11 protein-coding genes are annotated in these 14,838 nt (G+C 62.6%); 7 read left to right on the plus strand and 4 right to left on the minus strand.

What is annotated here, in order from left to right; all coding sequences use genetic code 11:
* The first annotated feature begins 170 nt into the window (after window positions 1–170).
* On the plus strand, window positions 171–1,043 hold the full coding sequence (trxA, locus tag KGB29_RS13860) for a thioredoxin (RefSeq protein ID WP_057713123.1): 873 nt from the start codon (window positions 171–173) through the stop codon (window positions 1,041–1,043).
* 103 nt (window positions 1,044–1,146) lie between these two features.
* On the opposite strand, the gene KGB29_RS13865 is transcribed toward trxA, so the two are convergent.
* Window positions 1,147–1,488, minus strand: coding sequence for a hypothetical protein (locus tag KGB29_RS13865; RefSeq protein WP_057713122.1), 342 nt, complete (start codon window positions 1,486–1,488; stop codon window positions 1,147–1,149).
* Window positions 1,489–1,623: 135 nt separating this feature from the next.
* On the opposite strand from KGB29_RS13865, the gene KGB29_RS13870 reads away from it, so the two are divergent.
* The 5 genes from KGB29_RS13870 (at window position 1,624) to KGB29_RS13890 (ending at window position 5,777) form a co-directional block, all read left to right on the plus strand.
* Window positions 1,624–2,214, plus strand: a complete 591-nt coding sequence (locus KGB29_RS13870; protein WP_150813875.1) for a DUF2796 domain-containing protein — start codon at window positions 1,624–1,626, stop codon at window positions 2,212–2,214.
* A gap of 135 nt (window positions 2,215–2,349) precedes the next feature.
* On the plus strand, window positions 2,350–3,060 hold the full coding sequence (locus tag KGB29_RS13875) for an ABC transporter ATP-binding protein (RefSeq protein WP_057713120.1): 711 nt from the start codon (window positions 2,350–2,352) through the stop codon (window positions 3,058–3,060).
* Window position 3,061: 1 nt separating this feature from the next.
* Window positions 3,062–4,327 (plus strand): ABC transporter permease, encoded by a 1,266-nt coding sequence (locus KGB29_RS13880; protein ID WP_223616447.1) that lies wholly within the window; start codon window positions 3,062–3,064, stop codon window positions 4,325–4,327.
* Window positions 4,328–4,338: 11 nt separating this feature from the next.
* Complete coding sequence (locus tag KGB29_RS13885) at window positions 4,339–4,857, plus strand: DUF3299 domain-containing protein (RefSeq protein WP_057713118.1); 519 nt, start codon at window positions 4,339–4,341, stop codon at window positions 4,855–4,857.
* 221 nt (window positions 4,858–5,078) lie between these two features.
* Window positions 5,079–5,777, plus strand: coding sequence for an OmpW/AlkL family protein (locus tag KGB29_RS13890; protein WP_150813873.1), 699 nt, complete (start codon window positions 5,079–5,081; stop codon window positions 5,775–5,777).
* 199 nt (window positions 5,778–5,976) lie between these two features.
* On the opposite strand, the gene KGB29_RS13895 is transcribed toward KGB29_RS13890, so the two are convergent.
* Both KGB29_RS13895 and KGB29_RS13900 read right to left on the minus strand, forming a co-directional pair.
* Window positions 5,977–6,906 (minus strand): NAD-dependent epimerase/dehydratase family protein, encoded by a 930-nt coding sequence (locus KGB29_RS13895; RefSeq protein WP_102670736.1) that lies wholly within the window; start codon window positions 6,904–6,906, stop codon window positions 5,977–5,979.
* A complete protein-coding gene (locus tag KGB29_RS13900) occupies window positions 6,899–7,783 on the minus strand; it encodes a sugar nucleotide-binding protein (protein ID WP_008053852.1) in 885 nt (294 codons plus the stop codon). The genes KGB29_RS13895 and KGB29_RS13900 overlap by 8 nt, the downstream gene beginning before the upstream one ends.
* A gap of 307 nt (window positions 7,784–8,090) precedes the next feature.
* Between KGB29_RS13900 and KGB29_RS13905 the strand changes: the two genes are divergently transcribed.
* A complete protein-coding gene (locus KGB29_RS13905; protein WP_218543912.1) occupies window positions 8,091–12,398 on the plus strand; it encodes a DNA glycosylase AlkZ-like family protein in 4,308 nt (1,435 codons plus the stop codon).
* A gap of 136 nt (window positions 12,399–12,534) precedes the next feature.
* On the opposite strand, the gene KGB29_RS13910 is transcribed toward KGB29_RS13905, so the two are convergent.
* Window positions 12,535–14,664, minus strand: coding sequence for a mechanosensitive ion channel family protein (locus KGB29_RS13910; RefSeq protein ID WP_150814473.1), 2,130 nt, complete (start codon window positions 14,662–14,664; stop codon window positions 12,535–12,537).
* Window positions 14,665–14,838 lie beyond the last annotated feature (174 nt).

A 14,838-nucleotide genomic window follows, 5' to 3' on the forward strand; every position in this document is an offset into this window, starting at 1 on the left:
GAGCAAGCCCGCTCCCACACTGGATCTATGTCGTTCATTAATCCACTGTGGGAGCGGGCTTGCTCGCGAAGGCGCCCGGCCAGGCAATGCACCTCTCACAGCCACCCCGCTTCCGGCCGCCCCCCACCAAGTCGTATAGTTGCCCCATTCACGCTTCCAAGAGATCCCCCATGAGTCAGGAAACGCCGTACATCTTCGACGCCACGACTGCCGATTTCGACCAGTCGGTGATCGAGAACTCTTTCCACAAACCAGTGCTGGTGGATTTCTGGGCCGAATGGTGCGCGCCCTGCAAAGTGCTGATGCCGATGCTGCAGAGCATTGCCGAGAGCTATCAGGGTGAGTTGCTGCTGGCCAAGGTCAACTGTGACATCGAACAAGACATCGTCGCCCGCTTCGGCATCCGCAGCCTGCCGACCGTGGTGCTGTTCAAGGACGGCCAGCCTGTCGATGGCTTTGCCGGTGCGCAGCCGGAATCCGCCGTGCGCGCCCTGCTCGAACCCCATGTGCAGATGCCGCCGCCGGCCGCCGCCGATCCGTTCGAACAGGCCCAGGCGCTGTTCGACGACAGCCGTTTTGCCGATGCCGAAGCGCAGCTCAAAGTGATCCTGGGTGAAGATAACACCAACGCCAAGGCACTGATCCTGTACGCCCGCTGCCTGACCGAGCGCGGTGAACTGGGCGAAGCGCAAACCGTACTGGATGCGGTCAAGAGCGATGAGCACAAGGCCGCGCTGGCCGGCGCCAAGGCACAGATCAAGTTTCTCGGTCTGGCCAGGGACTTGCCGGATGCCGCCGACCTGAAGGCCCGACTGGCGAAAGACCCGCTGGACGATGAGGCGGTCTATCAACTGGCGATCCAGCAATTGGCCCGTCAGCAGTACGACGCCGCGCTGGATGCATTGCTGAAGTTGTTCACCCGCAACCGCAGCTACAGCGAAGGCTTGCCGCACAAGACCTTGTTGCAGGTGTTCGAGTTGTTGGGCAACGATCATCCGCTGGTCAGCACGTACCGCCGCAAGTTGTTTGCTGCGCTGTACTAAGCCGACCCTGTAGGAGCGAGCTTGCTCGAGAAAAACCTGAGAGCACCGAGGTGAATCAGGTTTCCCGCGTTATCGTTGACGCCCATCGCGAGCAAGCTCGCTCCTACACCAACCAGCGATACAGCGGTGTATCCCCGCCGCTTTCCACCTTCACGTCCGAACTATGGCGCAAGCGCACCAACAGACGCTTGCCCGCCGCCGCGCTGCCAGTCAATCCTTCCAGTTGATCGAGCAGGTCCGGGCCACTGAGCTGCCCGGCCTTGCGCAGCAAATCCCGAGCGATCTGCCACAGCGCATCATCCTGGTTCAACGGTTTCGCCGCTGGCACGCTGACCGGGGGTTTTTCCACCTGCAACTGCGCCCCTAGTCGCGCCCAGTCCGCGTCGTCCATCTCCAGGGTCAAATCCACCGGCCAGTCGCCGATGCTTCCGCGAATTCGCAACATGGGTATGCTCCCGCACATTTCTTCCCTGCATGCTCCCATGGGACTTGTGCAACGCCAAGCAGACAGTCAAACTCTGCGCAATTACGTTATAAGATTACATAACAATTTCTTCATTTTACTTTTCGGAGACTCGCCATGCGTCGTCTGCTTCTCGCCCTGCCGTTTGCCATGTTGCCGCTGGCTGTCGCCCATGCCGCCGACGAACACGATCATGAGCATGGCAGCCTGGGTGCCCACGAACATGGCGTGGGACGCCTGAATGCGGCGCTGGACGGCAAGACCCTGGAGCTGGAGCTGGAAAGCCCGGCCATGAACCTGGTGGGGTTCGAGCACGTCGCCACCAGCGATGCCGACAAGGCTAAAGTCGCCGCTGTCCGCGCTCAGCTCGAAAAACCACTGGCGCTATTCAACCTTCCAACAGCCGCTGGTTGCGTGGTGGAAAACCAGGAACTGGAAAGTCCATTGTTCGGTGACAAGCCCGATGCCGACGATGATCACGATGAAGACGCCAAGGACGAAGACGGCCACGAACATCACCATGATCACAGCGAAATCCACGCTCACTATCAGTTCACTTGCGCCACGCCAGCGGCACTGAAGTCACTGGACCTGGCGAATATTTTCACCCGCTTCCCGGCCACCCAAAAAATTCAGGTACAACTGATCGGCCCGAGCGGGCAGCAAGGCGTTGAAGTGACGGCCAAGGCTGCCGCGCTGAAATTCTGACCCACTGTAGGAGCGAGCTTGCTCGCGATGGACGCCAACGATAACGCGGGCAACCTGATTCACCTCGGTGCTCTCAGGTTTTTCGCGAGCAGGCTCGCTCCTACAAGGGTTCACCACCAACCTGACCGGTTTCACATGACTCAAGCACTCATCGAACTGTCCGACCTGGGCTTCAGCTGGCCCGGTCACCCGCCGCTGCTGGACATCCCGGCGTTTCGCCTGGAGCGCGGCGAAACCCTGTTCCTCAAAGGCCCCAGCGGCAGCGGCAAGACCACCCTGCTCGGTCTGCTCGGCGGCGTGCAAAAGCCTGATCGCGGCAGCATCCGCCTGCTCGGCCAGGAGCTGACGCAACTCTCGGCCGGCGCTCGCGACCACTTCCGCGTCGATCACACCGGCTACATCTTTCAGCAGTTCAACCTGCTGCCGTTTCTGTCGGTGCGTGAAAACGTCGAACTGCCCTGCCACTTCTCGAAACTGCGCGCCGAACGGGCGAAACAACGTCACGGCAGCGTCGACAAAGCCGCCGCCACACTGCTCGCCCATCTGGGTTTGAAGGATGAAAACATCCTCGGTCGCCGCGCCGATTCGTTGTCCATCGGCCAGCAGCAACGGGTCGCCGCCGCCCGCGCACTGATCGGTCAACCGGAACTGGTGATCGCCGACGAACCGACCTCAGCCCTCGATTACGACGCCCGCGAGAACTTCATTCGCCTGCTGTTCGCCGAGTGCCGCGAAGCCGGCTCGAGCCTGTTGTTCGTCAGCCACGACCAGAGCCTGGCGCCGCTGTTCGACCACAACCTGTCGCTGGCCGAACTCAATCGCGCCGCTACCCCGTCCGAGGTCTGAGATGTATCTGTTTCGTCTAGCCATGGCCAGCCTGGCTAACCGTCGTTTCACCGCGATCCTCACGGCGTTCGCCATCGCCCTGTCGGTGTGCCTGTTGCTGGCAGTGGAGCGCGTGCGCACCGAAGCCAAGGCCAGTTTCGCCAGCACAATAAGCGGCACCGACCTGATCGTCGGCGCCCGCTCAGGCTCAGTGAACCTGCTGCTGTACTCGGTGTTCCGCATCGGCAACGCCACCAACAACATCCGCTGGGACAGCTTCGAACACTTCGCCAACAACCCGAAAGTGAAGTGGGCGATCCCGATGTCCCTCGGCGACTCCCATCGCGGCTACCGGGTGATGGGCACCACCGAAGCCTACTTCGAGCATTACCAGTACGGTCGCCAGCAACACCTGCAACTGAGCGATGGCCGCGCCTTCGAAACCGACCCGTTCGAAGTGGTGCTCGGTGCCGAAGTCGCCGATGCACTGCACTACAAACTCGGTGACAAACTGGTGCTGGCCCACGGCGTGGCGGCGATCAGCCTGGTCAAGCACGACGACAAACCGTTCACTGTGGTCGGCATTCTAAAGCGCACCGGCACACCGGTGGACCGCACGCTGCACATCAGCCTCGGTGGCATGGAAGCGATTCACATCGACTGGCATAACGGCGTGCCGGCCCGGGGCGAGGGCCGCATCACGGCTGATCAGGCGCGCAACATGGACCTCACGCCGCAAGCGATCACCGCGTTCATGCTCGGCCTCAACAACAAGATTTCGACCTTTGCCCTGCAACGGGAAATCAACGAATTCCGTGGCGAGCCGATGCTGGCGATCCTGCCAAGCGTGGCGTTGCAAGAGCTGTGGAGTCTGATGGGCACTGCGGAAAAAGCCTTGTTCGTGGTCTCGCTGTTTGTGGTGCTGACCGGATTGATCGGTATGCTCACAGCGATTCTCACCAGCCTCAACGAGCGCCGTCGGGAAATGGCGATCCTGCGCTCGGTGGGCGCACGCCCCTGGCACATCGCGACGCTGTTGGTACTCGAAGCCTTTGCCCTGGCGCTGTCGGGCGTGATCGCCGGCGTGGCGTTGCTGTATGTGTGCATCGCGGCGGCCCAAGGTTATGTGCAAGCCAACTACGGCCTGTTCCTGCCGCTGTCCTGGCCGAGCGAGTATGAATGGACGCTGCTCGGTGGCATCCTGGTCGCCGCGTTGTTGATGGGCAGCGTGCCGGCCTGGCGCGCCTATCGCCAATCCCTGGCCGATGGCTTGTCGATCCGTTTATGAGGACGTTGAAAATGCCCCGCGCTGTACTTGCGCTGTTGATGCTGGTCGCCCTGCCCCTGTGGGCGGCCCAGCCAAAAGACCTGGCCTGGTCGGAGATGATCCCGCCCGACGCGCCGAAAGAAGTGCCGAACATGACGCCGTTGCATGATCTGTCGCAGATGAGCAGCACGCTCTCTGCAGAGTCGGCGCCAGCAGCCAAGCAGGACATGCCCAACGCACCGGTGGTCAAGACCCTCGACGGCCAGAATATTCGCCTGCCGGGTTACATCGTGCCGCTGGAGGTGAGCGAGGAAGGACGTACCACGGAGTTTCTGCTGGTGCCGTATTTCGGCGCCTGCATCCATGTTCCGCCACCGCCGTCGAACCAGATCGTGCACGTCAAGAGCGAAGTCGGCGTGAAGCTGGATGAGTTGTATCAGCCTTACTGGATCGAAGGCGCGCTGCAGGTCAAGGCGTCCACCAGCGAGTTGGCGGATGCCGGGTATCAGATGGAGGCGGACAAGATTTATCTGTATGAACTGCCGGAGTGAATCAGGTCGTTTTGTGTCGACTGTCAGTCCGCCATCGCGAGCAAGCTCGCTCCCACACTGGAATGCGTTCCCCCCTGTGGGAGCGGGCTTGCTCGCGAAGGGGCCCTCGAAATCGCTACAAACTCCAGTCCTTGCCAATTTCATTGAGCTACATCAAAAGACCAAATCGTTAGCCGCCTTACCATTGGACATCAAAATTTTTAACGTCCTCTGGAGCCCCCATGAACAAGTCCATGCTCAGAGCTTCGCTGGTTGCCCTTGCGCTCGCAGCCCCGCTCGCCAATGCCTTCGAAGCCGGTGACATCCTCCTTCGCGCCGGTGCAATCACCGTCAACCCGGAAGCCGACAGCTCCAGCGTCAAGGTCGATCAAGGCCCGCTGGCGGGCGCCGACCTGGGCGGCAAGGCGACCATGAGCAGCGACACGCAACTGGGCTTGAACTTCGCCTACATGCTCACCAACCACCTGGGTATCGAGCTGCTGGCGGCCACACCGTTCGAGCATGACGTGAAACTCAAGGGCACGGCCCTGAGCGCGGCCAACGGCAAACTCGGCACCCTCAAGCACCTGCCACCGACCTTGAGCCTGGTGTACTACCCGCTGGATCCGAAGTCGGCCTTCCAGCCGTACGTCGGCGGCGGCATCAACTACACCTATATCTACGACGAACACGTTGGCAGCCAGGCCCAGTCCGCCGGTTTCAGCAACTTCAAGGCGGAAAACTCCTGGGGTCTGGCGTGGCAGGTCGGCGCTGACTACATGCTGACCGATAACATCATGATCAACGCCCAGGTGCGCTACATCGACATCGATACCCGCGCCACCGTCGAGAACAACTCGATCGCACCAGGCACCCGGGCACGGGTGGACGTCGATGTAGACCCGTTCATCTACATGGTGGGTCTGGGTTACAAGTTCTAAAGAACGTTCACGTGGTGGTGAATGAGGCTTGGTGGTGAGCAGACTTAAAAATGACGGCGACTGCTGCGCAGTCGAACGGGGCGATGCGGCGATCCGACGAGCCCCCTCGCCACAGGAATTACACAAGCTGTAAGTAAATTCCGGCCGTGAAAAAGGCGCCTGTAAAAAGGCGCCTTTTTCATGTCCGCATGGAAGCGATCTATCGCCCCAGCAACCGCGCCAGCCCCACACGCATCGGTGTCTGCTCCGAGGTCGTGAAGCGTTCCAACAGGCGCCGGTTGTTCGCCCGGGAATGACGAATGTCACCGGAGCGTGCCGGGCCGTAGCTCACCGGTGGCAAATTGCCGACCACGGCTTCGAGCGCTTCGAGCATTTGCTTGAGGGTCGTCGCCTGGTTCCAGCCAACGTTGACCGCACCGACTTCGACCTGGGGCATTTCGATGGCCTGCACCAGCAAGTCGACCAGGTCTTCGACGTAGACAAAATCCCGGGTCTGCTCGCCATCGCCGAACACCGTGATCGGCAAGCCCTTCAGGGCGCGCTCGCTGAAAATGCTGATCACCCCGGAGTACGGCGAGGACGGATCCTGGCGCGGGCCGTAGATGTTGAAGAAGCGGAAAATCACCGGTTCCAGCCCATGCTGGCGATGGTAGAAGTCGAAGTATTGCTCGCTGGCCAGCTTGTCCACCGCATAAGGCGTCAACGGCGCCTTGGGCGTGTCTTCGTCGATCGACTCACCTTCGCCATTGTTGCCATACACCGCCGCACTGGAGGCAAACAGCACGCGTTTGACCCCGGTCTGGCGCATGGCTTCGCAGACGTTCAGCGTGCCGATGAAATTGCTCTGGTGTGTGCGCACCGGATCGTCCACCGAGGCCTGCACCGAAGCCACGGCGGCCAGGTGCGCCACAGCGCTGCATCCGGCCATCGCCTGGGCAACCAAAGCCGCATCGGCCACGTCGCCGACGATCAGTTCGACCCTGGGATTATCCAGCGGCAGATTGCTGTGCTTGCCGGTGGACAGGTCATCGAGAATCCGCACCGCATGGCCCCTGGCAAGCAGGGCGTCAGTCAGGTGTGAACCAATGAAACCGGCACCACCGGTGATCAAAACGGGGCTGTCAGCCATGGCGATAGAACCTGTCCAGTAGACCGGGAAGCGCTGCACGCCAGGCGCGTGGTTTGATTCCGAAGGTGTGCAGAATTTTTTTGCAGGCCAGTACCGCGTGTTGCGGTTCTTCGGCGGCATCCGGACGCGCGGCGTGGGCCTGGGCGGTCGGGGCTTCGATGGCCAGCGGATGCAGGCTGCGGGCTTCGGTCAGAATCGCCTGCCCCAGCGCCAGCGGCGTGGTCGCCTCATGCCCGGCGTAGTGGTAGGTGCCCCACAGCGGCGCCGCGCAATCGAGTTGCTTGAGCACTGAAATGATCACGCGGGCGGCATCGTCGACCGGCGTCGGATTGCCCCGTCGGTCGTCGGCCATCAGCAGCTCTTCGGGTTGTTCGGCACGGGCGAGGAAGCGGCCAAGGGCACCGTCCGGGCTGTCGTCCAGCAGCCAGCCGAAACGCAGCAGCACGTGTTGCGGGCAGGTGGCGCGCACGCTTTGCTCGATCCGCCACAACGCCTGACCCCGCAGGCCCAGGGGCACCGGTTCGTCTTTTTCGCTGTAGGCGGTGGCACGGGAGCCGTCGAACACGCGATAGCTGGAGGGTTGCAGCAGGACGATGTTGTGGTGCTGGCACAGTTCCGCCAGACGCTCGATCGCGCGCTCCTGGCCGGCCAGGCGCGATTCGCTCACCGCCTCGGCCTGAAACCAGTCGAAGTAGTAGGCAAGGTTGATCAATGCATCGGGACGGGTGTCGTCGAGCAGTTGTGTCAGGCTCGCGGCATCCCAGCCGTCTTCGGGCGGGCGGGGGGCGAGGAAACCGATGTCTTCCTCCGCACCGAGGCGAATCAGCGCCTGCCCAAGGGCATTTCCGCCGCCCAGTAACATAAGGCGCATTCGCATAGAGTCAGCAGGCCCAGTCTGATTGAAACGATGGCTTTATCGACATCGCGCCCAGGCGATGTCGTTGATAATTGCCGGAATCGTTGCATTTTGCGGGTTTAGTGCGCAACCGTCACCCGTAAAGTGTAGATCCGGGGGATTTGTGGTGCTGTCACTGGCCTCATCGCGAGCAAGCTAGCTCCCACAATGGTTTTGTGTAAACCGCTCCCCTGTGGGAGCGAGCTTGCTCGCGATGGGGTCCTGTCAGTCAACAGAGATCCCCAAGCGGTACTTGCATCTTGGCCCACCCACCCGCATAACTTGCTGCATGAACCTGCCCATTCCCGCAGACAGTGCCCTGAGCGGCTTCCACCCTGCCGTCAGCGCCTGGTTCAGCCACACGTTCCCGGCGGTCACCGCCGCCCAGGCCCGGGCGTGGCCGTTGATCCGCCAGCGTCGCTCAACCCTGGTCGCCGCGCCCACCGGTTCCGGCAAGACCCTCACCGCCTTTCTCGCCGTCATCGATGACCTGGTGCACCGCGGCCTGGAAAGCCCCGAAGGCTTGCCCGACGCAACCCTGGTGGTCTACGTCTCGCCCCTCAAGGCCCTGTCCAACGACATCCAGATCAACCTGCAAAACCCGCTGGCCGGCATTACCGAGCAATTGCGCGTGATGGGCCTGCCCGAACTGCAGATCACCACCGCCGTGCGCACCGGCGATACACCGCAAAAAGATCGTTCGGCAATGCGCAAGACCGCACCGCACATACTGGTGACCACGCCGGAATCCCTGTATGTGCTGCTCGGTTCCGACTCTGGCCGGCAGATGCTCGGCACCGCACAAACGGTGATCGTCGACGAGATCCACGCCATGGCGGCCAGCAAACGCGGCAGCCACCTGGCGCTGAGCCTTGAACGCCTGCAAGCCCTCTGCCCGGAGCCACTGTTGCGCATCGGGCTGTCGGCCACGCAAAAGCCCATCGAAGCGGTCTCGCGCTTCCTTGTCGGTCGCGACCGCCCGTGCGAGATCGTCGACATCGGCCACGCCCGCCCCCGCGACCTGGACATCGAAGTACCGCCCGTGCCGCTATCGGCCGTGATGGCCAACGATGTCTGGGAGTTGGTCTACGACCGCCTCGCCGCCCTCGCCCGGGAACACCGGACCACGCTGATCTTCGTCAACACCCGACGTCTGGCCGAACGCCTGAGCCGGCACCTGAGCGAGCGCCTGGGCAAAGATGCCGTGGCCGCCCACCACGGCAGCCTGGCCAAGGAGTTTCGCCTGGATGCCGAGCGGCGACTCAAGCGCGGCGACCTGCAAGTGCTGATCGCCACCGCGTCGCTGGAACTGGGGATCGACATCGGCGACGTCGACCTGGTGTGCCAGATCGCCTCACCGCGTTCGATTGCCGGGTTTCTGCAACGGGTCGGCCGCTCCGGGCACCAGGTCGGCGGCACGCCCAAGGGTCGTTTGTTCGCCACCACCCGGGACGACCTGATCGAATGCGCCGCGCTGCTCGACTGCGTGCGCCGGGGCGAACTCGATACCTTGCTGATCCCGCAAGCGCCGCTGGACGTGCTGGCGCAGCAGATCATCGCCGAGGTCAGTTGCCAGGAGTGGCCGGAGCAAGCGCTACTGGAGATGCTGCGCCGCGCCTCGCCCTACGCCGGACTCGACGACAAACACTATCAGGCGCTGCTGCACATGCTCGCCGAGGGTTACAACGGTCGTCAGGGCATCCGTAGTGCCTACCTGCATCGCGACGCTGTGAGCCGCACCCTGCGCGGCCGCCGGGGCGCGAAACTGACGGCGGTGACCAGTGGCGGGACCATTCCGGACAACGCCGACTACAGCGTGCTGCTGGAGCCTCAAGGGCTGAACATCGGCACCATCAACGAAGACTTCGCCGTGGAAAGCATTGCCGGGGATATCTTCCAGTTAGGCAACACGTCCTATCGGATCCTGCGGGTGGAAACCGGCAAAGTCCGGGTCGAGGATGCCCAGGGCCAGCCGCCGACCATTCCGTTCTGGCTCGGTGAAGCACCGGGGCGCAGTGCCGAATTGTCCTCGGCGGTGGCGCGCTTGCAGGCACAACTCGATGACCTGCTGGGGGCTGCGCCAGGTGACTTGCAACCAGCGCTCGACTGGCTGACCGAGACCCTGGGTTTGAACATCGCCAGCGCCGGACAACTGGTGGATTACCTGGCCCGTGCGCGGCAAACGCTGGGTGCCCTGCCATCCCAAGACACGCTGCTGATGGAGCGTTTTTTCGACGAGTCAGGCGGCACGCAACTGGTCATTCACACGCCGTTCGGCAGCCGCATCAACCGCGCCTGGGGCCTGGCCCTGCGCAAGCGTTTCTGTCGCACCTTCAATTTCGAATTGCAGGCCGCCGCCAGCGAAGACGCCATCGTGCTGTCGCTGTCCACCAGCCACAGTTTTGAACTGGACGACGTCTGGCGCTACTTGCACAGCAACAGTGCCGAACACATCCTGATTCAAGCCGTGCTCGACGCGCCGCTGTTCGGCGTGCGCTGGCGCTGGAATGCCGGCGTGGCCCTGGCGCTGCCGCGCTACAGCGGCGGGCGCAAAGTCCCGCCGCAGATCCAGCGGATGAAAAGCGAAGACCTGATCGCCAGCGTGTTTCCCGATCAGATCGCCTGCGTGGAAAATCTCGCCGGCGAACGGGAGATTCCCGACCATCCGCTGGTGGAACAAACCCTCGACGATTGCCTGCACGAAGCCATGGACAGCCAAGGCTGGCTGGCCTTGTTGCGGCGCATGGAACGCGGCGACATTCGCCTGATCAGCCGCGACTTGCCGGCGCCTTCACCGCTGGCGGCGGAGATTCTCAGCGCCCGGCCCTATACCTTTCTCGACGATGCGCCACTGGAGGAACGTAGAACCCAGGCAGTGCTCAATCGGCGCTGGAGCGACCCGCAATCCACCGACGACCTCGGCGCCCTGGACGCCGAGGCGATTGCCGCCGTGCGCAACGAAGCCTGGCCAGCGCCCTGCGGGGTCGACGAAATGCACGAGGCGTTGATGAGCCTGGCGTGCATCACCGATACCGAGGCCGGCGCCAATCCGCAGTGGTTCGACTGGCTCAAGACCCTGGCCGACAGTGGCCGCGCGAGCCGTTTGCAGATCAACGCCAGGCAATCGCTGTGGCTGGCGCTGGAGCGCCTGACCTGCCTGCAGGCGATTTATCCCCAGGCCGAATTGACGCCGTCGCTGCAAGCGCTGCCGGACTTCGACGAGGTCTGGGAAGCCGACGACGCCATCCTCGAACTGATCCGCGCGCGGCTCAGTGCCTTCGGGCCGCTGGCGCTCGATCGCATTGCCGAACCACTCGGCTTGCCCGCTGCGCAGGTCAACCAGGCCCTGGCGCAACTGGAACGCGAAGGCTATGTGCTGCGCGGTCGCTTTACCCCGGGTGCCACCCGGGAAGAATGGTGCGAGCGGCATTTGCTGGCGCGGATTCACCGCTATACGGTCAAGCGCCTGCGCCGGGAAATCGAACCGGTGGCGTTGCAGGATTTCATGCGCTTCCTGTTCGACTGGCAGCATGTGTCGAGCGCAAGCCAGGGTCAGGGCGCCGCGGTACTGCCAGCCGTCGTCGCGCAATTGGAAGGCTACCCTGCTGCCGCTTCAGCCTGGGACAGCGACATCCTGCCGGCGCGGATCAAGGACTACTCGGCGACCTGGCTCGATGAGCTGTGCCGCAGTGGCAGACTGGTGTGGACGCGCCTGACTGCGCACAACAAAAGCGCCAGCACCGCGCTGCGCAGCACGCCGATTGTGTTGCTGCCGCGCAACCGGGTCGGCCTCTGGAGCGGCTTGACCGAACAGACGCCGGTCAGCGAACTGTCGCCAAAAACACAAAAGGTCCACTCCGCCCTCAACCAGCATGGCGCGCTGTTTTTCGATGAACTGATCCATGAGGCCCATCTGCTGCGTTCGGAGCTGGAAATCGCCTTGCAGGAACTGGTGGGCGCGGGGCTGGTGAATGCTGACAGCTTCGCCGGATTGCGCGCACTGATCACCCCGGCCAGCAAGCGCCAGCCTCGCAACAGTCGACGCGGGCGCGGAGCATTCATCGGAGGCATGGACGATGCCGGGCGCTGGGTCTTGTTGCGACGCACGCCTGTCGCGCCGGTGGTGCAAAACCAGCGGACGCCTGCCGATACCCTTGAGCACATCGCCATGACCTTGCTGCGCCGTTACGGCGTGGTGTTCTGGCGTTTGCTGGAACGTGAGGCGGACTGGCTGCCGAGCTGGCGCGAACTGCTGCGTACTTTCCATCGCCTGGAGGCTCGCGGCGAGATTCGTGGCGGGCGTTTTGTCAGTGGCCTGGCGGGCGAGCAATTCGCCCTGCCCGAGGCGATCCCCTTGTTGCGGGAGGTACGGCGTCGGCCCCATGACGGCAGCCTGGTCGCGGTGTGCGGGGTCGATCCGCTGAACCTCGCCGGCACGCTATTGCCTGGCGCGAAAGTCCCGGCACTGGCAAGCAATCGGCTGGTGTATCGCGATGGGTTGGCGGTTGCTGCCGAGATTGCCGGCAAGCAGCATTTTTGGGTTGAGCTGGATCAGCAACTCAGTGTCGAGGTGCGCAACAAACTGATCCGGCACTGAGGTTGTCTGGTCTGGCGCCTTCGCGAGCAAGCCCGCTCCCACATTGGATCAATGTCCGGACGCAGATTGGTGTTCCAACATAAAACCCTGTGGGAGCGGGCTTGCCCGCGAAGAGGCCAGTATTGTCGACAAAAAACTATTGCGACCGCGGTCGATCCGGCATCAGCACCGCCGAATGGTCCGGCTCATGCCCCGCCTCGGCTGGCGGCTCGACCGCATGCCTGGGCACCAGCGCCTGCTGTGGATAAGTCTGCGCGAAATGCACCCACGGGCAGTTATCCACAAGCTTTTTCAGGCGCTGGTTGAAAGCCCGGCTCACCGCGTATTGACCACCGGACACCGTACGGAATTGCGCGGTCAGCACCACACCGTTGAGGTCCATCTTGTCGACGCCAAACACATCCAGCGGCCCTTGCAGGTTGTAGCGCAGGAACGGATCGTTGCTGATGGAATGCCCGGCCTCGCGGATCAGCTCGATGGCCTTGTCGACATCGGTGTCGTAGGTGAACTGCACCGAGAAAAACGCATAGGCGAATTGCCGCGATTGGTTGGTCACGGCCTTGATCTGCCCGAACGGCACCGAGTGCACGAAGCCCTTGCCATCGCGCAGGCGCAAGGTACGGATGGTCAGGCCTTCGACGGTGCCGGCATGCCCGGAATCGAGCACCACCCAGTCACCGATGGACAGGGTGTCTTCGATGATGATGAACAGCCCGGTGATCACGTCCTGCACCAGTTGCTGAGAGCCGAAACCGATCGCCAGGCCGATGACCCCGGCACCTGCCAGGAACGGTGCGACGTTGATCCCCAGGTTGGCCATGGTGGTGATCGCGCAAATCACCACCAGGATGATTTTGATCGCGTTGCGCAGCAGCGGCAGGATGGTTTTCACCCGCGTACTCGGCTGGCGCGCCGAGCGCTTGTTGGTTGGCGGTTTCAGGGCTTCCTGAATCGCCGTGTCGAGCACCACCCAGACCATCCAGGTCACCAGCAGGATCAGACCGATGTGGCCCAGGGAATCACTGATCGCCCGGCCCACGGCATTGGTCACCGCGAATTCGAACAGCGACACGCCCCAGATCCGCCCGAGGATATCGATGAACACGATGGCCATGGCGATGCGCAACAAGGCATGTGACAAATTGAGAAAGCGCTCCTTGTAGGCGCTGCTGCGGCGCAGGTCCGCTTCGCTGCGCGTCTTGAACAGATGATGCAGCGTGGTGCTGAGAAACACCGTGGCGATCAGCAGCACCGTGGTGAACAAGGCGCTGCGCAGCACCCTCTGGTTGTCCACCCCGGCGCCGATCAGGTTGATAATCGAAACCAGGACCATCAACAGAATCGGCCAATACCAGAGCCCGGAAAATATCCGCAGGGTTTCACGCAACGCCGGCTGGCTGAGGCGCTGGGCCAGCGGCAGGATGCGGATCACATGGGCGACAGGGCGACGCATGCGGATCACCAGCAAGCCGAAGGAAATCGACGCTGCCAATCCAGTGAACACGGCGATGCTGCTGGTGAGATTACTGCCCAGTTGATGGGCGATCTGCGGGCTGGTCAGGGCATCGCTCAGGGCCACCAGAAAACCGATGCCGAACAGCGGTCGTGGGCTGTGTTGTCGAATAATCTGCACCGCCCGCCGCTTGTGTCCGGCATTGAACATCACCACCAGCGACAGCACCAATGACGCGGCAAAGATCCCGGCACTGGTGGCATAGGCAAAACACAACGCCAGCGCCCTTCCCGCCGATATCGGCAAAAGCTGGCTGGCATAAATCGTCAACGGCAGACTGATCACCGCGGGAAGGGTGTAGGGCAGCACGTAACCGAGCAACGCCTGGCCCCGTTCGCGACTGAGCAGCAGACGGTGCTCGCACAGGCGCCTGGCGACCATCCGCCCAAGCAGCCAAAGACAGGCAAACACGGCCGCCCACACGCAGGTCAGCAGCAGGAAATCGCCGGCGACGCGCCAGGGCGAATGGGCCGATGGCTTATTGACCAACTGATCCACTTCATCGGCCGCGAGGTCGGCACGCAGGCGCCAGACGTCGAGGAGGTTTTCGTTGAGATCGAGTTTGGTCTGGACCTCGTCGATGCTTGAACTGATGGCCCCCAGTAATCCGCCTTGCACCAGCGGTTCGGGATGGGCCGGCGGCGTCGCGGCGGTCGCGGTGGTCGGCAGCCCCGGTATCGCGGCGGCTTCCAGTTGCTCGCTACCCACAAACAGCAACGCTCCCAGCAGTATCGCGGTCTTGAGCCTGATCAAAACACCCGCTCCTTTGGCTGTGTCGGTAAGGAACTGATCGAGAAATACCGGGCAAGTTCGGATATTGCCCGCAAATAGCAGGACAGTGATATCTCCTGTGGCGAGGGGGCTTGCCCCCGTTCGGCTGCGAAGCAGTCGTAAACCCATTGCATGCGGTGTATCAGATGAATTCGA

Origin of the sequence: Pseudomonas sp. BF-B-30 (genome assembly GCF_019956305.1) — a bacterium.
Lineage (GTDB): Bacteria > Pseudomonadota > Gammaproteobacteria > Pseudomonadales > Pseudomonadaceae > Aquipseudomonas > Aquipseudomonas jessenii.

What these genes read in the sequence shown, in the direction of transcription:
- KGB29_RS13865 (WP_057713122.1), bottom strand. Translation starts at nt 1,488, where the DNA reads ATGTTGCGAATTCGCGGAAGCATCGGCGACTGGCCGGTGGATTTGACC.
- KGB29_RS13890 (WP_150813873.1), top strand. Translation starts at nt 5,079, where the DNA reads ATGAACAAGTCCATGCTCAGAGCTTCGCTGGTTGCCCTTGCGCTCGCA.
- KGB29_RS13880 (WP_223616447.1), top strand. Translation starts at nt 3,062, where the DNA reads ATGTATCTGTTTCGTCTAGCCATGGCCAGCCTGGCTAACCGTCGTTTC.
- KGB29_RS13870 (WP_150813875.1), top strand. Translation starts at nt 1,624, where the DNA reads ATGCGTCGTCTGCTTCTCGCCCTGCCGTTTGCCATGTTGCCGCTGGCT.
- KGB29_RS13875 (WP_057713120.1), top strand. Translation starts at nt 2,350, where the DNA reads ATGACTCAAGCACTCATCGAACTGTCCGACCTGGGCTTCAGCTGGCCC.
- KGB29_RS13905 (WP_218543912.1), top strand. Translation starts at nt 8,091, where the DNA reads ATGAACCTGCCCATTCCCGCAGACAGTGCCCTGAGCGGCTTCCACCCT.
- KGB29_RS13900 (WP_008053852.1), bottom strand. Translation starts at nt 7,783, where the DNA reads ATGCGAATGCGCCTTATGTTACTGGGCGGCGGAAATGCCCTTGGGCAG.
- KGB29_RS13885 (WP_057713118.1), top strand. Translation starts at nt 4,339, where the DNA reads ATGCCCCGCGCTGTACTTGCGCTGTTGATGCTGGTCGCCCTGCCCCTG.
- KGB29_RS13895 (WP_102670736.1), bottom strand. Translation starts at nt 6,906, where the DNA reads ATGGCTGACAGCCCCGTTTTGATCACCGGTGGTGCCGGTTTCATTGGT.
- trxA (WP_057713123.1), top strand. Translation starts at nt 171, where the DNA reads ATGAGTCAGGAAACGCCGTACATCTTCGACGCCACGACTGCCGATTTC.